Origin of the sequence: Stenotrophomonas sp. TWI602, assembly GCF_039674045.1 — a bacterium.
Taxonomy (GTDB): domain Bacteria; phylum Pseudomonadota; class Gammaproteobacteria; order Xanthomonadales; family Xanthomonadaceae; genus Stenotrophomonas.
Window position 1 is genome coordinate 1 of sequence record NZ_JBDJMT010000036.1, and the last position, 19,623, is coordinate 19,623.

The following is a 19,623-nucleotide window of genomic DNA, read 5'->3' on the forward strand; positions in this document are numbered from 1 at the left end:
TTTGGGCGGGGGGCGGGCCGCCCCCCATACATTTACCTATGTCTGGGGGGGGGGGTGGCGGCCCTGGGGCGGGCACTACCCTATAATTTGCTTTCGCCCACCCCAGGTTGCTTCCCTTGTCCGCCACGCACGAACCCGTCGTTTCCGAGCTGATCGACCTGCTCTCGCTCGAACGCCTGGAAGACAATCTGTTCCGCGGCCAGAGCCGCGATATCGGCACCAAGTACGTTTTTGGCGGCCAGGTGCTGGGCCAGGCGCTGTCCGCCGCCCAGAAGACGGTCGAGAACGGCCGTCACGTGCATTCGTTGCACGCCTACTTCCTGCGCGCCGGCAACATCGACCATCCCATCGTCTATGACGTGGACCGCACCCGTGACGGCGGCAGCTTCTCCGTCCGCCGGGTCACCGCGATCCAGCACGGCAAGGTGATCTTCTTCTGCGCCGCTTCGTTCCAGCAGGCCGAGACCGGCGCCGAGCACCAGCACAAGATGCCGGAAGTGCCACAGCCGGAAGACATCGAGCCGAACCAGCCGCTGCCGCAGGCGGTGTTGGATCGTCTGCCGATCAAGGTGCAGCGCTGGCTCTCGCGGGGCGGCCCGTTCGAGTTCCGCCATGTCTACCCGCGCGATGAACTCAATCCGCCCAAGCGCCCGCCCTACCACCAGGTCTGGCTGCGCCTGAACGAGACCGTCGGCGATGCTCCGGAGCTGCATCAGGCTTTGCTCGCCTACGCCTCGGATTTCCACCTGCTCGGCACCGCGACCTTCCCGCACGGCATCAGCTACTACCAGCCGCATGTGCAGATGGCCTCGCTGGACCATGCGATCTGGTTCCACCGCCCGTTCCGCGCCGACGACTGGCTGCTGTACTCGCTGGACAGCCCCAGCGCGCAGGATTCGCGTGGCTTGGCGCGTGGCCAGTTCTTCACCCGCAACGGCATCCTGGTCGCCAGTACGGCGCAGGAAGGCCTGATCCGCGTGGTCGATGACAGTGCCGCGGCCGCCGCCGTGCCGGCCAAGGACTGACATGAGACAGATCTTCAACAGCCAGCGCGTAGAGACCGTGGAAGGCGTGGCCCAGCTGCTGCGCGACGCCGGCATCGAGGTGCGCATCACCAACGGCCGCTCGTACCACAGCAAGCGCGGCAGCCAGTTCAGCTATCTGGACAAGGAAAAGGCCACCACCCACCCGACCTTGTGGGTGGTGCATGCCGATGACCAGCCGCGCGCCCGCGAGATCCTGCGCGATGCACGCCTGCTGGAAACCACCCGCCGCGACCACCCGACCGCGCAGTTCGCGTTCCGCGACGAGGTCGCCCAGAACGATGCGCCGCGCAACTGGGCCTGGCGCATCCGTATCGGGCTGCTGCTGGTGATCGCTGCCGTGGCGATGGTGGTGGTCATGCGCCACCGCGGCGCCCCGGTCGTGGCGCCCGCCCCGGCATCAGCACCGGCCGTGCAGCCGACGGCGTCGCCGACCGCACCGGCCGCCACCCCGCCGGAAGAAGAGGAAGTGCGGGTCCGGATCCAGCCCACCGAGTAACGGGTAGTGCCGGCCGCGCGGCCGCGGGCGGGGGGGGGGGGATGCCGGCATGCCCCCCCCCCCCCCCCCCCCCCCCCCGGCACTATCCGGTCACATTCGGGTTGAGGCATCGTCATACTCGGATCACCGCCGGGGAACGTGCCATGACGCATCCGCTGACCACTACGCTCGAACGCGAGCTGCCCGCTGCCACAGGCGGCTGCCAGCAGTCCTACGGGCGCATCGTGCTGGCCTGCCAGAACACGGTCACCGCGATCGCGCTGGCGATCACCCGCGACGTGCATGCCAGCGAGGACATCGCACAGGAGGCTTTCATCAAGGCCTGGCAGCAGCTTAACCAGCTGCACAACCACGCCAGCTTCCTGCCGTGGCTGCGCCAGATCACCCGCAACCTCGCCCGGGACTGGCTGCGCGCCAACCGCGGCCGCCCGCTCTCAGGCGAGGCCGCCGAGATCGCCATCAACATGGCCGCCGACCCCAGCCCCAGTGCCCCGGAACACCTGCAGCGGGTGGAAGAAGAACTGGCCGCCGAAGAGATCATCTCTGCGCTGCCCGAAGACAGCCGTGAGACGCTGCTGCTCTATTACCGCGAAGGCCAGAGTTCGCAGCAGGTCGCCGATCTGCTCGGGCTCAGCGATGCCGCCGTGCGCAAGCGCCTGTCGCGCGCGCGCGCCACCGTCCGCGAGGAAATGATGCGTCGCTTCAGCGACTTCGCCCGCAGCAGCGCGCCGAGCGCTGCGTTCGCGACCACCGTCGTGTCCATGGTGCTGGTCGCCGCCCCCGGTACCGCCAGTGCCGCGATCCTGCTCGGCACCGGGCTTGGCACCAGCAAGCTCGGCCTGGGCGGTGCCAGCGTTTCCGGCGGTGCCGCCCTGGGGTCGTTGACGGCAGCGGCCAGCCAGACCCACGTGTTGCCGCCGGATTTCGCGTGGGGTGCGATCCTCGGCAGCATGGTCGGTGGCGTGCTGGGCAGCTACCTGGGCGGCCGCTATCTGCTCTCGTATGCCGAGAACGAACGCGAGCGCGCAGCGATCCGCAGGTTCGTCCACTACAGCACGTTCACTGCGATGCTGGTCTGCATGTCTGTGTTCGCCCTGACCTACCTTCAGCCGGGCTGGTACTCCCCGTTGATGGCCCTCGTCATCGGACTGGGACTGGTCAATTATCAATGTCTGGGTCCGCTGCAGCGGATCATGGCGCCGATGATCGCGCGCGACGCGGCCCGCCACGGGCGCACCGGTCCGAACTGGAAATACGAGTCGCTTTACGGCCGCAAAGCGGTGTGGGTGATGAACCTTGTGGTGATCGGCACCATCGCCTGGGCGATGTACAAGAACGGCCGCATCTGATGTAGAAAAAGCGCCGGTCGACGACCGGCGCTTTCGTTGTGCAGCTTCAGCGTATCGCTTACTTCGCGGCCGGTGCCTTCGGCGGCATCGGCGGCTTGCCATCGCGGTGCTTGCCATCGCGATGATCGCCACGCGGGCCACCGAACGGGCCCTTGGCCGCATCGAACTCAGCCTTGCTCAGCTGGCCGTCCTTGTTGGTGTCGGCCGCAGCGAACCAGGCATCACGATGCTGCTTCATGCGCAGCTCGCGGTCGGCCTTGTCCAGGTAACCATCCTTGTTGACGTCCATCGCATCGAAGCGCGCGGCCAGGCGCGGGTCGGCCTTGGCCTCTTCGCGGCTGATGCGGCCGTCCTTGTTGGTGTCCAGCTTGGCCATCCAGTCGCCATGCCCACCCGGGCCACGCCCGTGGCGCTTGCCGTGCCAGCGCGGCAGTTCCTCACGGGACAGCTTGCCGTCCTTGTTGGCATCGAGCGTGTCGAACTGCGCGGCCAGACGCGGCGACCTGGCCGCCTCGGTGCGGTCGATGAAGCCATCGCCATTGGTATCCAGCTTGGCGCGGGCGGGTTTGTCGGCGGCGGCGGGGGTATCGGCAGCGACCGCCAGGCCGGCAGCACCGGTGGACAGCAGCAGGGCCAGCAGCAGGAGGGATTTGCGGTTGCGCATGGGTAACTCCGGTTGGTGAGGGAAACTGCGTGCGGTGCGTGGCACCCACACCGGTAACAACGCGTGGGCGCCAGCACCGTTGACAGCCCGGCAGGCCGTGTTCATTTGGCAGACAGTCGCGCCGGCTGCGACGGCACGGGGCTATGCTGTGGGCATGGCAATACACGGCGACCGCGACGACGAGCTGCGACTGTTCCAGACCGGTGACCACCCCTGTGGCTACTGGCCGGAGCGGGCCGCACGCGATCTGGTGCTCGATCCCAACGATCCGCGCCTGGGCACGCTGTACCCGATGGCACTGGGCTGGGGCTTCCGCCGCTCCGGCGATCTGGTCTACCGCCCGCACTGCGCGGACTGCCACGCCTGCGTGGCCGTCCGCATCCCCGTGGCCCGCTTCGCACCGGACCGCAGCCAGCGCCGCTGCCTGGCCCGCAATGCGGATCTGGAAGTGCGGATCGTCGCGGCCGAGCAGACCGACGAGCAGTTCGCGCTGTACCACCGCTACCTGACCCATCGCCACGCGCAGGGCGGCATGGACGAACACGGCCCGCACGAGTTCGATCAGTTTCTGATCGGGCGCTGGTCGCAGGGGCGTTTTGTCGAAATCCGCGGCCCGGCCGAGGACGGCCATCGCGGCCCGCTGCTCGGCGTCGCCGTAACCGACGTCACCCCGCAGGGGCTCTCGGCGGTCTATACCTTCTTCGAACCGGACCAGGCCCATCGCGGCCTGGGCACCTTCGCGATCCTGCAGCAGATCGCCTGGGCCCAGCGCGAACAACTGCCGCACCTGTACCTGGGCTACTGGATCCGCGACCACCGCAAGATGGACTACAAGCGCCGGTTCCGCCCGCTGGAGGCCTACGATGGCCGCCGCTGGCATGCCTTCGATGACGAATTGGACGGCCGCTGACGCATCACTGACACCGCGACGGGTGCAAAATAGGCGGATGAAAGCCCATCCCCTGATCCTTGCCCTGGCCCTGCTGTGCGGCGCCTGTGCCCAGACCCCTGCCAAGACCGCCGCCATGCCGGATACCGCTTCCGCACCGCTGCGGATCGCCACCTACAACACCTCCCTGTACAGCGACGAGACCGGCGGCCTGATCGCCGAGCTTGAAGGCGACAGCGAACACGCGCGCAAGATCGCCGCCGTCCTGCAGCAGGTCCGTCCGGATCTGGTGCTGCTCAACGAATTCGATTACGACGACGCCCACCGCGCCGCCGACCTGTTCCAGCAGCGCTACCTGGAAGCCGCACAACCGGGCGGCGGTGAGCCTCTGCACTACGCCTACCGCTACCTCGCCCCGGTCAACACCGGCGTGCAGAGCGGCCTGGACCTGGACAACAACGGCGAGATCGGCGGCGAAGGCCGCGCCCGTGGCAACGATGCCTGGGGCTACGGCCTGCACCCGGGTCAGTACGGCATGCTGGTGCTGTCGCGCTACCCGATCGATGAAGCCAAGGTCCGCAGCTTCCAGCTGCTGAAGTGGAGCACGATGCCCGGCGCCCTGCGCCCGATGGATCCGCGCACCGGAAGATCCTTCTACAACGACCACGTCTGGTCGCAGCTGCGCCTGTCCTCCAAATCGCATTGGGACGTGCCGGTGACCACCCCGAACGGCACCGTGCACGCCCTGGTCTCGCACCCGACCCCGCCGGTCTTCGACGGCCCGGAGAAGCGCAACGCCGCCCGCAACCACGACGAGCTGCGCCTGTGGCAGGACTACCTCAAGGACCGCGACACCTCCTGGCTGTGCGATGACCGCGGCCAGTGCGGCGGCCTCCCGCAGGACGCGCGCTTCGTCATCCTCGGCGACCTCAACAACGACCCGGTCGACGGCGACGGCCGCCACGACGCGATCGTCGAACTGATCGAAAACCCCCGCGTCCTGCGCTACCCCACCCCGCGCAGCGTCGGCGCCGAGCAGACCAGCCTGGCGTATGCCGAAAAAGGCATCACCCGCAAAGGCGCGCCCTTCCACGCCACCGGCGACTTCGGCCCGAAGTCGGGCACGATGCGGCTGGACTACGTCCTGCCCTCGGTCGGCTTCAACTACATCGGCAGTGGCGTTTTCTGGCCGGCCAACGAAAGCCCGGACGCGAAGATCGCCGATGGCAGCGACCACCATCTGGTGTGGGTGGACGTGAAGTAAGTTCTGCTTCGCTTTCAACGAAAAACGGCGAGCCAAGGCTCGCCGTTTTTTTTGTCCTGCCATTTTCTGCCGCGCCGTTGGATCCGCCCAACCGACCCTCCGCGAAGAGGTGATCGGGCAGCCCGATGAAGGACCGTGTGCGGCATGGATGCCGCACTACGAGCCCCCAGGGATGGGTTTACGGCGGGTCCTGCATCGGGCTGCCCGATCGCCTCACACCGGCAGCACCCAAGGCGCCCTGCCTCACGACCGCAGCTCGATCCCGATCGCCTCAGCCGCCTCACGCGCAATCTTCCGCGCCTCATCGACATCCGCCCCCCGCGCCAGCGTCACCCCTACCCGGCGATGCCCGTGCACACTCGGCTTGCCGAACAGGCGCAGCGCCGAATCCGGCTGCACCAGCGCTTCGGCCACATTGCTGAAGAACGGCACGCCTTCGCCGTGGGCCAGCATCGCGCACGACGCCGACGGACCACTCTGGCGGATCACCGGGATCGGCAGCCCCAGGATCGCGCGCGCATGCAGCGCGAACTCACTCAACTCCTGCGAGGCCAACGTCACCAGACCCGTGTCATGCGGCCGCGGTGATACCTCGCTGAACCACACCTCGTCGCCCTTCACGAACAGCTCGACCCCGAACAGCCCCCAGCCACCCAGCTCATCGGTGATCGCCTGCGAAATCTCCTCCGCCCGTGCCAGTGCGCGCGGCGACATCGGCTGCGGCTGCCAGCTTTCTCGGTAGTCGCCGTCTTTCTGCCAGTGCCCGATCGGCGCACAGAACGAGGTCCCGCCTGCGTGACGCACGGTCAGCAGCGTGATTTCGTACTCGAAATCGATGAAGCCCTCCACGATGCAGCGCCCGGCACCGGCGCGGCCACCGGTCTGCGCATACTCCCAGGCCGGCGCGATGTCGGCGTCCTGGCGCAGCGTGCTCTGGCCCTTGCCCGAGGAGGACATTACCGGCTTGACCACGCACGGCAGGCCAATCGCGGCCACCGCCGCGCGGTACTCGGCATCGGTATCCACGAAACGGTACGGCGAGGTCGGCAGGCCCAGCGTCTCGGCGGCGAGCCGGCGGATGCCTTCACGGTCCATCGTCAAGCGCGCGGCACGCGCGGTGGGCACCACGCGCAGGCCCTGCTCCTGTTCCAGCTGGACCAGCGTCTCGGTATGGATCGCCTCGATCTCAGGCACCACCAGATGCGGCTTCTCCAGTGCAATCAGCGCGCGCAGCGCCATCGCGTCGAGCATGTCGATCACGTGCGAACGGTGTGCCACCTGCATCGCCGGCGCGTTGGCGTAGCGGTCAGCAGCGATTACCTCCACCCCCAGCCGCTGCAGCTCGATGGCGACTTCCTTGCCGAGTTCGCCGGATCCCAGCAGCAGCACACGGGTGGCGGAAGGAGACAGCGGCGTACCGAGCGTGGACATGGCAGTGTTCCGGACAACAGGGGCGGGAGGGCATTCTAGCCGGTGCCGCCGCCGCGTGGCCGGCCCGGGCGGCACTTGCAGAGTGATATCAATTTGATATCTTCCAATCAACTACCCAAGGACGCCCCGCCATGAAAGAGAAGTCGATCCGCTCGCTGTCCGGCCTGCCCTTCCTGCTGCTGGTGCTGGCCCTGACCGCGGTGGCCGTGTGGATGTTCGTGGTCGGGGTGGACAAGGGCAACCGCAACCCGGCGCTGATCGTGGGCAGCCTGGTGCTGGCCACCACCGCCCTGCTCAGCCTGGTCGGCCTGTACACCGTGCAACCCAACCAGGCCGTGGTCGTCAGCCTGTTCGGCAAGTACGTCGGCACCGTCAAGGAGAACGGCCTGCGCTGGAACAACCCGTTCTTCACCAAGGTCAAGGTGAGCCAGCGGGTGCGCAACTTCGAAAGCGGCAAGCTCAAGGTCAATGAGCTCGACGGCAGCCCGATCGAGATCGCCGCGGTGATCGTGTGGCAGGTGGTGGATGCTTCCGAAGCTGTCTACAACGTGGATGACTACGAGAGCTTCGTGCACATCCAGTCCGAATCTGCGTTGCGCGCGATGGCGACCAGCTATCCGTACGACCAGCACGAAGAAGGCCAACTGTCGCTGCGCAGCCATGCCGCCGAGATTTCCCAGCACCTCAAGGACGAGCTGGCCGAGCGCCTGGCCGATGCCGGCGTGCAGGTGATCGACGCGCGCATCAGCCACCTCGCCTATGCGCCGGAAATCGCCCAGGCGATGCTGCAGCGCCAGCAGGCCAATGCGGTCATCGCCGCGCGTACGCGGATCGTCGCTGGCGCGGTCGGCATGGTCGAAATGGCCTTGGCCGAACTGCAGAAGAACGGCGTGGTCCAGCTCGATGAAGAGCGCAAGGCGCACATGGTGAGCAACCTGCTGACCGTGCTGTGTTCGGATCGTGGCACCCAGCCGGTGGTCAACGCCGGTTCACTGTATTGATGCAACAGCGTGCCGACCCATGGTCGGCACCTACCAACGCAACGCGGCGCCGAGGGGACGGCACGCGCTGTAGATAAAGGACCCCGCATGACCGAAAAGAAAGCCTACCCGCTGCGTATCAATGCCGACGTTCTGGCGGCGGCGCAGCGCTGGGCCGACGACGAGCTGCGCAGCCTCAATGCACAGATCGAATACGTGCTGCGCGATGCGCTGCGCAAGGCCGGACGCCTTCCCAAACCCACCCCCGACAAGGAGAGCAAGCCATGAGCAGGCGCTGGAGCTACCTGACCGTTGAAGTAAAGCCGGGCATGATGGGCATTGTGAAACCCAAAGACATACAGGACGAGCTGACCCGGCACGGCAACCTTGGCTGGGAACTGGTCAACCTTGTCTTCGCGCCGCCCCTCAATACGGCGTTGCTGATCTTCAAGAAGGAGGATTGAGATGTCTGAAGCTCAATCCTTCGAGGTTGCCCCATCGCCGGTCCGGCGACTGCTGTGGCTGTGGGTTCCGCTACTGCTCGTCGCCGGCCTGATGGTGGGCACCGCGCTGGACGCGCCGGAGCGTTCACACACCGAACTGTTCATCACCCTGCCGTTCCTGGCGGTGCTGGCGGCCGCGCTGACCTGGGCGTACACCCGCCGCCGCATCGTGCTCCACCAGGACACGCTGGACGTGAAGTCGACCTTTTACCGCAAGCGCGTGCCGGTGAGCGACATGCGTCTGGACGAAGCGCGCATCGTCGATTTCGCCGAGCATGGCCGTTACAAGCCCTCGATCAAGACCAATGGCTACGGCGTGCCGGGCTTTCAATCCGGGCATTACCGGATGGCCGACCGCAGCAAGGCGTTCTGCCTGGTCACCGACAGCAGCCGTGTGCTGCACCTGCCGCTGCGCGATGGCAGCGCCCTGGTGATCAGCCCGGACCGCCCACGTGCACTGCTCGATGCCCTGAAGGCGCTGGCCGCGCGGCCGGGCGCGCACTAAGCTGGCAGCATGCGCCGATCCCCTGCCCTGCTGATCAACACCGCCGAGATCGAATTGTGGCCCGGCGGCCTGCTGCGTGCACGCGGCTCTGCCGACGCGCGCGCCTTGGCTCGCGCGCAGTGGGTACTGCGGCGCAAGCGCGATGGGCGCTACCTCGCCGTCGCTACCGCCCACGGCGTGCTGCCGCTGGTGCCGCGCCTGATGCGCGAGCCGGGCATCGAGGAGGCACTGGATGCGCTGGACCGCCAGCTGCTGGATCGCCGTCGTGGCAACGCGCCCGATGCGGTGCTGCCCCTGAGTGGACTGCAGCATCGCCTCGAAACCCTCGGGATTGATGCCGATGCCTACGAGGCCGCGACCGGTCTTGCGCTGGAGGCCGAACCGGCTCAGCTGCACCTGGCCGGCTTCGACCGCTACCGGCGCCCGCTATGGCTGCACCGCGACGCTGCGCGAGGCTGGCAACGGATGCGCCAGCAGGCCGCCGCCGATGGCATCGCGCTGGATGCGATCTCCGGCTACCGCAGCCACGACTATCAGCTGGGCATCTTCGCGCGCAAACGCAGCCGCGGGCTGAGTGTGGAGGACATACTGAAGGTCAACGCCGCGCCCGGTTACAGCGAGCATCACAGCGGCTACGCGCTGGATATCGGCACCCCCGGCGAACCGCCGGCGGAAGCATCGTTCGAGTCGACGGCCGCGTTCGCGTGGCTGGGCGCGCATGCCGGTCGCTTCGGGTTCCAGCTGAGCTACCCGCGCGACAACCCGCATGGGATTGTCTACGAACCGTGGCATTGGTGCTGGCGCGACGCCGAACCCTGACCGGGGCGGCCCACAAGGAGGACAACCATGGACGATCAGAATCCCTACCAGGCCGGTGAGGTTCCCCCCTCCACGCCCATGGCACCGCACTGGGAACAGGTGCCGAGCGGGATCACCAGACCAGTCACGCAGCTCTGGTTACTGGGCGCGGGACTCACCGTGTTCACCCTCGCCACGGGTGGCTGGACGTGGGCCAAGAACCAGAACGTGTTCGCCATGATGAACTTCATCGCTGCTGCGATGCTGAGCTGCGTTTACCTGGGTCTGGCAGTGGGGGTCTACAAACGCAGCCGGGTTGCGGCCTGCCTGACCGCTGCGCTGTGGGCATGGGTGTTCGTGATGCATCTGAGGCTGGACAGCGCCGGCATGGCAGACACGCTGCGGAGGATGGGAATGCTGGTGGTGATCGGGGTCGTGGTCCTCCGCGGCACCTACGCCACCTTCCGCCATCACCGCTACCTTGCGGCGAAAAAGCGCCACCCAGCACGGGCACGAATCAGCGACGACCCGGCCTTCGCGCCGGAGCCGCCGGACGCGTAGCCTCACCCCTGCGAACGATTGGTCGTCGCCTTCGGATCCACCGTGAAATCGGCGATACGCCACAGGTACAGACTGGCGTAGGTCCGGAACGGGCCCCACCTCTCGCCCCGGGCGAGCAGCTCCTTCGGGGTCGGCATCTGCTCGGCCTTGTCCACGCGCTGCGCTCCCTTGCGGATACCGAGGTCGTCCACCGGCAGGATGTCCGGGCGACCCAGCCGGAACATCAGCATCATCTCCACCGTCCAGCGGCCGATGCCGCGGATCGGAACCAGCGCATCGATGATCGCATCATGGTCCATCACCGACATCCGGCGCAGGTCGGGAATCTCGCCTGCTGCCTCGCGCCTGGCCAGGTCGCGCAGGGCCAGCGCCTTGTTGCCGGAGACACCGCAGACGCGCAGCCCGGGGTCATCGATACGCGCAAGCGTATCGGCGTGCAGCCGGGTGCTGCCGATGGCCGTCTCCACCCGCCCAACGATGGTCGAGGCGGCCTTGCCGCTGAGCTGCTGGAACAGGATTGCCCTGGCCAGCGCATCGACCGGATCGAACGTCTTCGCCCACCCGGGCTGCGCCTGGATCGGGCCGAGCCGCTTCATCCACATGCCCAGCCGCCGGTCGCGCCGGCTCAGCCAGGCATGCGCCTCATCGACATCAAAGCCGCGGCGGTATCGGGGCATGTCAGCGCCTCAGCGCGTTCAGCCCGTAGGCCAGCCAGCCCACCATCAGCGCGGTGCCACCGACCGGCGCCAACGAGGTGCTGAGCTTCCACAGCGCGCCCGCCACCAGGCTGCCGGAGAACAGCAGCGTGCCGATCAGCAGGACGTACAGGGCCAGCCGGCCCAGCGTGTTCTGCTGGGTCGGGCCGAGTACGGCCAGCGCCACCCCGTGCCCGAAGGCGTACAGCGCCGCGGTGGTCACATGCGACTGCGCCAGCGGGTCGGCGATGCCATGGGAGGCGTAAGCCGACAGGCCCACCGCCGTGGCCGCGAGCAGCCCGCCCAGGCCGGCCAGCAGGGAGGGTTTGCGCGTGCGTCGTTCCAGGTTGAGCATGCTTGCGTCCTTCAGACAGTGCCCCGTGGCCGGAGCCAAAAAAAAACGCGCCGCAGGAAGCGGCGCGTTTCAGGTCGTGCGTTACATCACGGCAACCGTCGGATTACTTGACGGCCCAGTAGATGTCGTACGTGCCTTCCGGAGTGAACGACTTGTCCACGCCGTCCTTCCAGGACTCGTACGGACGATCGATCACTTCGTTGCCGCCGGTCACCGACCACGCACGCAGGGCGTTGCGGGCGATGTCCAGGCCGGCCATGTGGCCGGTGTAGGCCGCGTGGGCCGAACGATGCGGAGCCACATGCACGTACTTGACCGGTGCACCATCGTCGATCTTCACCGTCAGGGCTTCGGCCGTCGCGGCCTCGGCACCCTTCTTCTTGACCGGCTGGGCCACGTCGAAGGCGTACTTCTCGGCGCCGAAATCGGTGGTGATGATGCGGAACGGACCGGCGGCTTCGAGGTTGTTGGCCTCCATGACGCGCTTGATCCACTCCTGGTTGTCCTTGATGGACTTGGTGATGGTCTCCTGGCCGCGGTCCACGTTGCCGGCGGTGACGACCAGCAGGTCCTCGGCCGGGACGTCCACGATGGCCAGATCGGTCAGCGGGGCTTCGGCGGTGCGGTAGTCGATGTTCGGCACGGTGGCCAGCATGTTGGCCATGCGCGACAGACCCAGCTTCAGGTCGTCACCGGCGTGACGGCTGACGTACAGACCAGCGTAACGACCGAACAGGTTGAAACCGTACTTGACGCTGTAGTCCTGCGTGATCTTGACGTTGCGGCCACCCTTGCCGGTCGGCTCCAGGGTGAAGCTGGTGGTCTTGTCGTGACCCTTGGAGGCGTCCTCGATCGCGATCGCCACGTGCTTGTTCTGCTCGGACTCGGTGATCACCCAGCTACCCTCGCCCAAGGAGCTTTCCTTGGAGGCGTAGTCCAGGCGTGCGCCGACGCCGGCAGCGGGGCCGGAGTACTTCAGTTCAACGGCGGGATCGCGCAGCAAGAGCGGGTTCCAGTCCTTGAAGCGGCGCAGGCTGTTGACCGTGTCGTACACGATCGTCATCTTGCGGTTGGTCTCGATGCTTTCGGAAATATGGCGCTCGCCCGGCAGACATACGCCAATGATGACGAACAGGCCAGCCACGATCCCCAAGGCGATCAGGAACTCGATAATACGGGTCATTCAGGAGTCTCCGGGGCCGATCCCACGGCCGGGTTGATTGAAGCGAAGCGCCAATCCTAGCAGGCTTCGCCGGTGTTGTTGATCAGGGTTGGCACACCGGTTTCCATGTCGGCAGCGGTTTTGCATAGACAAGGAGCGGAAAGATAACGCATCGCGCGTGTCAGCACGTAGCGGATGGACAATATTTCTTTGCCGGATTCGGCTGTCGAGACCGAAAATCCCCCTGCATCGCTTGCGCTGCAAGGGTTTCGCAGAATTCAGAAATTACCTGCAAACCCGTCACCGCCCGAAGGCCGGCGCCGGGTCCACCGGCTCAGACCAGCTGCAGCTCGAAGGCCTTGAGCACCGCCCGGGTGCGGTCGCGCACCCCCAGCTTGGAGAGGATGTTGGACACATGGTTCTTGATCGTGCCCTCGGCCACGCCCAGTGAATTGGCGATCTCCTTGTTGGAGAAGCCGCTGGCCATCAGCCGCAGGATCTCGGTTTCGCGGTCGGTCAACGGGTCCGGCCGGTCCAGGCTCACGAACTCGTTGCGCATGTGCTCCAGGCCCGACAGCAGCCGCTGGGTGACCGCCGGCTGCACCAGCGAGCCGCCATCGGCCACGGTCCGGATCGCGCCCACCAGCTGGTCCAGGGTCACGTCCTTGAGCAGGTAGCCCTTGGCCCCGGCCTTGAGCCCGGCCAGGACGAGCTGGTCGTCGTCGAAGGTGGTCAGGATGATGGTCGGCGGCAGCTGGTTCAGCCGCGACAGCATCTGCAGCGCCTCCAGGCCGGACATCACCGGCATGCGCATGTCCATCAGGACCACGTCCGGGCGGACCTGGGGAACCACCTCGACTGCCTGCCGGCCATCGGCGGCCTCGGCGACCACCTCGATGCCGTCATCGAGCGCCAGCAGTGAGCGGATCCCCTGCCGCACCAGGGTTTGGTCGTCGACCAGGCAGACGCGAATCATCAACGCACTCCTTCAATGACAGCGGTCAGCATCAATACTGGCACGCCGGGTACCGAGGCACGAAGGCGGAAGCCCTGGCCCCGGCGGGTTTCGATCTGCAGCTCACCACCGCATTGTTGCAGGCGCTCGCGCATCCCGCGCAACCCGTTGCCGACCACGATCCCGTCGGCGCCCACCCCGTCATCATGCGCTTCCAGCACCACGATGCCCGGCGCCTCGCGCCGGACCTTGATCCAGAGGTTGCGCGCGCCGGCGTGCCGCACTGCATTGGTGATGATCTCCTGGGTGCAGCGCAGCAGCACGTGGGCCCGCTCGGGGTCTTCCACGCTCAGCGGCTCGTCGATATCCAGGTGGATCTCCAGCGAGGGGACCTGCTCGGTCAGCGGGCGCAGCGCGGCGGCCAGATCGATCGCGCCACTGTCGCGCAGCTGGCTGACCGCCTCGCGCACGTCTGTCAGCAGCAGCTTGGCCAGGGTATGGGCCTGGTGGACGTGTTCCTGCGCCTGCCCTTCGGTGATGTGGCCGGCCACTTCCAGATTCAGGCTGAGCGCCGTCAGGTGATGGCCCAACAGATCGTGCAGCTCCCGGGAAATGCGGGTGCGTTCGTTGACGCGGGCGCTTTCGGCCAGCAGCACGCGGGTGGCGCGCAGCTCGGTATTGAGCCTTCGCTGCTCTTCACGGGCATCGGTCTGCTGCCGCGCCACCAGGCTGGTCACGAAGATGAACATGGAGAAGCCGCCATACAACAGCGACTGCATCACCGCTTCGAACAAAGAGAAATTCAGGATGAGGTAGTAGACCGGCAGCACCGCCAGCTGGCTCAGCAGCAGCCAGATCACGCCACCGCGCACCGGCAGCATCCACGGGATGACCCCGGCAGCGACCATCATCAGGATGCTGCCCAGCCCGGAGCCGCTCAGATAGCTCACGCCCAGCGCCGACGCGGTCAGCAGCACCAGCATGACCCGGTCATACCAGCGCGAGTGGCCGCCGTTGCGCAGCCCGCGGGTCAGCCAGAAGTAGCCGGCGCCGAAGGCCAGGTACGCAGCAAACAGCCACAGCGCCCACGCATCGACGCCTCCGCCGCGGCGCAGCAGCGCTTCGTACTGTGAGTAAACCAGGGGAAGTCCGACCATGACCCAGGTGAACAGGCCGGCCAGTCGCAGTACTCGGGTGTGGCTGAGGTATCCCAACATGGACGCATAGTAGGCTGAACCTGTTCCCCTGCACTCCCACAGAAGTCATGCCTGTCCGCTCGCGGGGGGAAGCCACCCATGCAATAATCGGACCGAGGGCCCCTCGATGGGCCAACCGCGTTACCCCACGGAGTCACAATGTCGATTGTCATCCGCGACGTGCGCGAGCACGAGCTCGATTCCGTCCTGGCCCTGAACAACAATGCCGGCCTGGCCATCCTGCCGTTGGATGCCGCCCGCCTGCGTCTGTTCTATGAAAGCGCTGAGTATTTCCGCGTCGCCGAGCGCGACGGCAACCTGGCCGGTTTCCTGATCGGCTTCGGCAGCGACAGCCAGCACGACAGCAGCAACTTCGCCTGGTTCAAGCAGCAGCTTGACAGCAAATTCTTCTATATCGACCGCATCGTGGTCGCCAGCCGCCGTCGCGGCGGTGGCGTTGGCCGTGCGTTCTATGCCGATGCGCAGAGCTACGCCGAGCTGCGTTACCCGCAGCTGACCTGCGAGGTGTTCCTCGATCACGGTGCCGATGCCGCCCTGCTCTTCCACGGCAGCTTCGGCTTCCGCGAGGTCGGGCAGAACAACATGGCCCACGTGGATGTGCGCGCCAGCATGCTGCTCAAGGACCTGTGCAGTTACCAGTGGGTGCACGACACCTACGGCGACCAGTTGCCGGATGTGCCCTGGGTGGGCCATCGCCGCGAGCCGCTGCGCGTGCAGCAGCAGACGGGGACCTGATCGGTGGCAGCGAACATGGATTTTGAACAGGCCGGTGAACTGAAGATCGGCCAGGTCGGCATCGCGAATCTGCGTATCCGCACCCTCGATGTCGAGCGCCTCACCCGTGAAATGCAGGAACGTGTCGCGCGTGCGCCGAAGCTGTTCGGGCGTGCAGCCGTGATCCTGGATTTCGGCGGACTCAGCAGGATGCCGGACGTGGCGACCGCCAAGGCGCTGCTGGACGGCCTGCGCAAGGCCGGCGTGCTGCCGGTTGCGCTGGCCTACGGCACCACCGAAACCGACCTGCTTTCCCAGCAGCTCGGCCTGCCGCTGCTGGCCAAGTTCCGCGCCCAGTACGAGCGCGCCGAGGCCGAACCGGCCCCTGCGCCCCTGCCGGTCGCCGAACCGCCGCCGCGCCGTGCGCGTGCCGCCGCTGCCGTGCCTGCGGCACCGGCGCCGAGTGCGGTGGCCACCGGTGGCGCGCCCAAGCCGGGCCGCATGCAGACCGCCAATGTCCGCTCGGGCCAGCAGCTGTATGCGGAAAACTGCGACCTGACCGTCATGGCCACCGTCGGCGCGGGCGCCGAGGTGATCGCCGACGGCAGCATCCACATCTACGGTACGCTGCGGGGCCGTGCCCTGGCAGGTGCCCAAGGCAACACCACGGCGCGTATTTTCTGCCGTGAATTCCACGCTGAACTGGTCGCCATTGCCGGCCATTACAAGGTACTGGACGATGTTCCGGACTCCCTGCGCGGCAAGGCCGTGCAGGTGTGGCTGGAACAGGACCAGATCAAGATCGCTGCGCTGGACTGACGCAGCCCCCAAACAGAAGAATCAGGAGAAATCCTTTGGCTGAAATCATCGTAGTCACCTCCGGCAAGGGCGGCGTCGGCAAGACCACCAGCAGCGCCAGCCTGGCCTGCGGGTTGGCACGTCGTGGCAAAAAGGTGGCGGTGATCGACTTCGACGTCGGCCTGCGCAACCTGGACCTGATCATGGGCTGCGAGCGCCGCGTGGTGTACGACTTCGTCAATGTCGTGCACGGCGAAGCGACCCTCAAGCAGGCCCTGATCAAGGACAAGCGCTTCGACAACCTGTACGTGCTGGCTGCCTCGCAGACCCGCGACAAGGACGCACTGACCCAGGAAGGCGTGCGCAAGGTGCTCGACGATCTCATCGCCGACGGCTTCGAATACGTCATCTGCGACTCCCCGGCCGGTATCGAGAAGGGCGCGTTCCTGGCGATGTACTACGCCGACCGTGCGGTCGTGGTGGTGAACCCGGAAGTGTCTTCGGTGCGCGACTCGGACCGCATCATCGGTCTGCTCGATTCGAAGACCCACAAGGCCGAATCCGGCAAGAACGTGCCGGCCTTCCTGCTGCTTACGCGCTACAGCCCGGTACGGGTGGAAAGCGGCGAAATGCTCAGCATCACCGACGTGGAAGAAGTGCTGGGCCTGAAGGCCATTGGCGTGGTGCCCGAATCGGGCGACGTGCTCAATGCCTCCAACAAGGGTGAGCCGGTCATTCTGGACCCCGAATCGGCGGCGGGCCAGGCATACGAAGATGCGGTTGGCCGCATCCTTGGCGAAGAGCGTCCGATGCGCTTCACCACCGTGGAGAAGAAAGGCTTCTTCAGCAAGCTGTTCGGAGGGTAAGCATGGGACTGTTCGATTTCCTGAACCGAAAGAAGACCACTGCCGAAACGGCCAAGAACCGCCTGCAGATCATCATCGCGCAGGAACGCAGCCACCGCGGCGGCCCGGACTACCTGCCTCTGCTGCAGCGCGAGCTGCTGGAAGTGATCAAGAAGTACGTCAACATCGACGCTGATGCGGTCAAGGTCGATCTGGTCAAGGACGGGGAGCACGATGTGCTCGATATCTCCGTCGCCTTGCCGGAAGGCCCGCAGCAGCCCTGATCGACATCGCCCCTTCCGCGTTGGAAGGGGCGGTTGAGCGGTAACCCATGAACGACGCTGCCCCCACCGCCGAACCGCAGGTCACCTGTGTCGGCGATATCCGTTTCGACGATGCCCTCGCCCTGCTCGCCACCCACGATCTGCACCTGCATCGTGTGGCCGACGGCGCGCCGATTCCGGGCAGCTATTGGGGTGAACCCGAAGCCGGCATCATCGGCAGCGACGTGTATGTCCGCGATGACACGCCCGTGCACTCGATGCTGCACGAAGCCTGCCACCTGATCGTGCTGCCGCCGGAGCGGCGTGCGCTGGTCCACACCGATGCCACCGATTCGGTGCCCGAAGAAGACGCCACCTGTTACCTGCAGATCGTGCTGGCCGCGCAACTGCCAGGCGTGGGCAGCGCGCGCTTGATGCTGGACATGGATGCGTGGGGGTATACGTACCGGCTGGGGTCTACGAAGGCGTGGTTCGAGCAGGATGCGGAAGATGCCAAGGCGTGGTTACTCGCACGCGGCCTTCTTCCTGCGTAAATCCGCATGTCCGGTTGGTCCCGGGCGCGTGGCGACGCGCCAAGCGTATAGGCGCCAGGGTGTTCACTCGGCGCGGTTCGAGCAGGACGGTGAAGATGCACTTGCCTGGTTGATGTAGCGCAGGTTGCTTCTGCCGTAGAGCCGACCGTTGGTCGGCTGTCGTGCGCTGTGACGCGACGTCAGGAGCAGCCGACCAACGGTCGGCTCTACCCGGCCATCGCGCGCAGGGTGATGCCCACGATGTAGGCCAGATACGTGCCCGTCGCGTAGCCCATCGTGCCGAGCAGCACGCCGACCGGCGCCAGCGAGGGGTGGAACGCCGCCGCGACCACAGGCGCGGAGGCCGGCCCGCCGATGTTGGATTGCGAACCAATCGCGAAGTAGAAGAATGGCACCTTCAGCGCGCGCGCCAGCGCCCATAGCAGCACGATGTGCACGGCGATCCAGATCAGGCCGAGCAGGAACAGCCACGGGCGGTCGAGCAGCGCGAGCAGGTCCATCTGCATGCCGATGCAGGCGATCAGGAAGTACAGCAGCAGCGAACCCAGTTTGGAGGCACCGGCGCCTTCCAGGTTGCGCGCACGGGTGAAGCTCAGCGCCAGACCGCAGGTAGTGGAGATCACCACCACCCACACGAACGGCGCGTCCAGACTGAACTGCGAGGCCCAGGCGACATGCCCCTTGAACCACGCCGAGACCGGCCCGGCAATCGCATGCGACAGGCCCACCACGCCGAAGGCAACGGCGACGATCAGCATCAGGTCGGTCAGGCTGGCCACGCGCTCATGCTGTGCCTGGAAGGCCTGGATGCGCAGCTTGAGGGCATCGATGCCGGAGGTGTCGGCACCGCTGCGCGCATCGATCTTTGCCGCGCGCCCGGCCATGAAGATCAGCACCGCCATCCACACATAACCGACACCGACATCGACCACCGCGAACTGCCCGAAGGTGGTCGCGTTGACATCGAAGACTTCGCGCATCGCCAGCATGTTGGCGCCGCCGCCGATCCAGCTGCCGGCCAGCGCCGCCATGCCGGCCCACGTGTCGCCGGCCACCGTCGCCGGATGCAGCCACTTCATCAACTGGAAGGCGACCACGGCGCCGATCATGATGCTGAGCGAGGCGCCCAGGTACATCACGATCAGTTTTGGTCCCAGCCGCAGGATGCCCTTGATGTCCACGGCCAGGGTGAGCAGCACCAGGGCGGCGGGCAGTAGGATGTCACGAGCGACCGGGTTATAGAGATGGGTGTTCTGGCCATCGATCAGGCCGACGGTGTTGTACACACCGGGAATCAGGTAGCACAGCAGCAACGCGGGCACGTAGGTATAGAACCGCTTCCACAGCCCCTGCTCGCGCGAGGCGGTCCAGAACACGGCACCGAGGGTGGCGGCGATCAGGCCGAAGACGACGATGTCGTTCTGGATCAGGGCGGGAGCTTTCACGGGTGCGGAGTACCTGGAGGAGGGGCGTGCGATTCCACACGTTTCGGGAAAACAATCACCGGTAGAGCCGACCGTTGGGCGGCTGCTTTTTACGGTAGCCGACCAACGGTCCGCACTACCGGTTACACCCCCCC

At 66.4% G+C, this 19,623-nt stretch carries 24 protein-coding genes; 16 read left to right on the top strand and 8 right to left on the bottom strand.

Going from position 1 to position 19,623, the window contains the following annotated elements:
- Nucleotides 1-116: 116 nt before the first annotated feature.
- The 3 genes from tesB to ABE483_RS18260 all read left to right on the top strand — a co-directional run bounded on the left by tesB (nucleotide 117) and on the right by ABE483_RS18260 (nucleotide 2,891).
- Nucleotides 117-1,025: an acyl-CoA thioesterase II gene (gene tesB, locus ABE483_RS18250; protein WP_088432131.1), complete on the top strand. Its 909-nt coding sequence runs from the start codon at nucleotides 117-119 to the stop codon at nucleotides 1,023-1,025.
- Between the two features lies 1 nt (nucleotide 1,026).
- Nucleotides 1,027-1,542 carry a DUF2007 domain-containing protein gene (locus ABE483_RS18255; protein ID WP_313217592.1) on the top strand — a complete coding sequence of 172 codons (516 nt, stop codon included), beginning with the start codon at nucleotides 1,027-1,029 and terminating at the stop codon, nucleotides 1,540-1,542.
- 143 nt (nucleotides 1,543-1,685) lie between these two features.
- A complete protein-coding gene (locus tag ABE483_RS18260; RefSeq protein ID WP_346482148.1) occupies nucleotides 1,686-2,891 on the top strand; it encodes an RNA polymerase sigma factor in 1,206 nt (401 codons plus the stop codon).
- Between the two features lie 58 nt (nucleotides 2,892-2,949).
- Here ABE483_RS18260 and ABE483_RS18265 read toward each other — a convergent pair whose 3' ends face one another.
- Entirely contained in the window at nucleotides 2,950-3,555 is a 606-nt protein-coding gene (locus ABE483_RS18265) for an EF-hand domain-containing protein (protein ID WP_265309406.1), read from the bottom strand.
- Nucleotides 3,556-3,709: 154 nt separating this feature from the next.
- On the opposite strand from ABE483_RS18265, the gene ABE483_RS18270 reads away from it, so the two are divergent.
- Together ABE483_RS18270 and ABE483_RS18275 are read left to right on the top strand one after the other, a co-directional pair.
- Entirely contained in the window at nucleotides 3,710-4,465 is a 756-nt protein-coding gene (locus ABE483_RS18270; protein ID WP_346482149.1) for an arginyltransferase, read from the top strand.
- A 37-nt stretch (nucleotides 4,466-4,502) separates the two neighbouring features.
- A complete protein-coding gene (locus ABE483_RS18275) occupies nucleotides 4,503-5,708 on the top strand; it encodes an endonuclease/exonuclease/phosphatase family protein (protein WP_346482150.1) in 1,206 nt (401 codons plus the stop codon).
- A 243-nt stretch (nucleotides 5,709-5,951) separates the two neighbouring features.
- Here ABE483_RS18275 and purT read toward each other — a convergent pair whose 3' ends face one another.
- Complete coding sequence (gene purT, locus ABE483_RS18280; protein WP_346463944.1) at nucleotides 5,952-7,139, bottom strand: formate-dependent phosphoribosylglycinamide formyltransferase; 1,188 nt, start codon at nucleotides 7,137-7,139, stop codon at nucleotides 5,952-5,954.
- Between the two features lie 131 nt (nucleotides 7,140-7,270).
- On the opposite strand from purT, the gene ABE483_RS18285 reads away from it, so the two are divergent.
- From ABE483_RS18285 to ABE483_RS18310, 6 genes are all read left to right on the top strand, one after another.
- Nucleotides 7,271-8,140, top strand: a complete 870-nt coding sequence (locus tag ABE483_RS18285; protein ID WP_088432124.1) for an SPFH domain-containing protein — start codon at nucleotides 7,271-7,273, stop codon at nucleotides 8,138-8,140.
- Between the two features lie 87 nt (nucleotides 8,141-8,227).
- Nucleotides 8,228-8,407 (top strand): Arc family DNA binding domain-containing protein, encoded by a 180-nt coding sequence (locus tag ABE483_RS18290; RefSeq protein WP_313212733.1) that lies wholly within the window; start codon nucleotides 8,228-8,230, stop codon nucleotides 8,405-8,407.
- Entirely contained in the window at nucleotides 8,404-8,583 is a 180-nt protein-coding gene (locus ABE483_RS18295; RefSeq protein ID WP_123728652.1) for a DUF4177 domain-containing protein, read from the top strand. Before ABE483_RS18290 ends, ABE483_RS18295 begins: the two co-directional genes overlap by 4 nt.
- A 1-nt stretch (nucleotide 8,584) precedes the next feature.
- Complete coding sequence (locus ABE483_RS18300) at nucleotides 8,585-9,127, top strand: PH domain-containing protein (RefSeq protein WP_346482151.1); 543 nt, start codon at nucleotides 8,585-8,587, stop codon at nucleotides 9,125-9,127.
- 9 nt (nucleotides 9,128-9,136) lie between these two features.
- Nucleotides 9,137-9,946, top strand: a complete 810-nt coding sequence (locus ABE483_RS18305; RefSeq protein ID WP_346482152.1) for a M15 family metallopeptidase — start codon at nucleotides 9,137-9,139, stop codon at nucleotides 9,944-9,946.
- A 27-nt stretch (nucleotides 9,947-9,973) separates the two neighbouring features.
- A complete protein-coding gene (locus ABE483_RS18310) occupies nucleotides 9,974-10,486 on the top strand; it encodes a hypothetical protein (protein WP_346482153.1) in 513 nt (170 codons plus the stop codon).
- A 2-nt stretch (nucleotides 10,487-10,488) separates the two neighbouring features.
- Here ABE483_RS18310 and ABE483_RS18315 read toward each other — a convergent pair whose 3' ends face one another.
- The 5 genes from ABE483_RS18315 to ABE483_RS18335 form a co-directional block, all read right to left on the bottom strand.
- The gene (locus ABE483_RS18315) at nucleotides 10,489-11,163 is read right to left on the bottom strand and encodes a DNA-3-methyladenine glycosylase (RefSeq protein WP_313212730.1); all 675 of its coding nucleotides are present in this window, start codon (nucleotides 11,161-11,163) and stop codon (nucleotides 10,489-10,491) included.
- 1 nt (nucleotide 11,164) lies between these two features.
- Nucleotides 11,165-11,536, bottom strand: a complete 372-nt coding sequence (locus ABE483_RS18320; RefSeq protein WP_346463936.1) for a DUF423 domain-containing protein — start codon at nucleotides 11,534-11,536, stop codon at nucleotides 11,165-11,167.
- A 103-nt stretch (nucleotides 11,537-11,639) separates the two neighbouring features.
- On the bottom strand, nucleotides 11,640-12,719 hold the full coding sequence (locus ABE483_RS18325; protein WP_313212728.1) for an SRPBCC family protein: 1,080 nt from the start codon (nucleotides 12,717-12,719) through the stop codon (nucleotides 11,640-11,642).
- A 313-nt stretch (nucleotides 12,720-13,032) separates the two neighbouring features.
- Nucleotides 13,033-13,674 carry a response regulator transcription factor gene (locus tag ABE483_RS18330; protein WP_019184539.1) on the bottom strand — a complete coding sequence of 214 codons (642 nt, stop codon included), beginning with the start codon at nucleotides 13,672-13,674 and terminating at the stop codon, nucleotides 13,033-13,035.
- Nucleotides 13,674-14,870, bottom strand: a complete 1,197-nt coding sequence (locus ABE483_RS18335) for a sensor histidine kinase (RefSeq protein WP_088432115.1) — start codon at nucleotides 14,868-14,870, stop codon at nucleotides 13,674-13,676. The genes ABE483_RS18330 and ABE483_RS18335 overlap by 1 nt, the downstream gene beginning before the upstream one ends.
- Nucleotides 14,871-15,008: 138 nt before the next feature.
- Here ABE483_RS18335 and ABE483_RS18340 point away from each other — a divergent pair, with 138 nt between their 5' ends.
- From ABE483_RS18340 to ABE483_RS18360, 5 genes are read left to right on the top strand one after another with little or no spacing between them, the layout of a single operon-like run.
- Nucleotides 15,009-15,605 carry a GNAT family N-acetyltransferase gene (locus ABE483_RS18340; RefSeq protein ID WP_088432114.1) on the top strand — a complete coding sequence of 199 codons (597 nt, stop codon included), beginning with the start codon at nucleotides 15,009-15,011 and terminating at the stop codon, nucleotides 15,603-15,605.
- A gap of 15 nt (nucleotides 15,606-15,620) precedes the next feature.
- Nucleotides 15,621-16,403 (top strand): septum site-determining protein MinC, encoded by a 783-nt coding sequence (gene minC / locus ABE483_RS18345; RefSeq protein WP_313217578.1) that lies wholly within the window; start codon nucleotides 15,621-15,623, stop codon nucleotides 16,401-16,403.
- Between the two features lie 35 nt (nucleotides 16,404-16,438).
- Nucleotides 16,439-17,248 (top strand): septum site-determining protein MinD, encoded by an 810-nt coding sequence (gene minD / locus ABE483_RS18350; RefSeq protein ID WP_088432112.1) that lies wholly within the window; start codon nucleotides 16,439-16,441, stop codon nucleotides 17,246-17,248.
- 2 nt (nucleotides 17,249-17,250) lie between these two features.
- Nucleotides 17,251-17,511 carry a cell division topological specificity factor MinE gene (gene minE / locus ABE483_RS18355; RefSeq protein ID WP_017355894.1) on the top strand — a complete coding sequence of 87 codons (261 nt, stop codon included), beginning with the start codon at nucleotides 17,251-17,253 and terminating at the stop codon, nucleotides 17,509-17,511.
- Between the two features lie 47 nt (nucleotides 17,512-17,558).
- Nucleotides 17,559-18,044 (top strand): hypothetical protein, encoded by a 486-nt coding sequence (locus tag ABE483_RS18360; protein WP_346482154.1) that lies wholly within the window; start codon nucleotides 17,559-17,561, stop codon nucleotides 18,042-18,044.
- 206 nt (nucleotides 18,045-18,250) lie between these two features.
- Here ABE483_RS18360 and ABE483_RS18365 read toward each other — a convergent pair whose 3' ends face one another.
- Nucleotides 18,251-19,489, bottom strand: coding sequence for a DUF819 family protein (locus ABE483_RS18365; RefSeq protein WP_313212725.1), 1,239 nt, complete (start codon nucleotides 19,487-19,489; stop codon nucleotides 18,251-18,253).
- Between the last annotated feature and the right edge of the window lie 134 nt (nucleotides 19,490-19,623).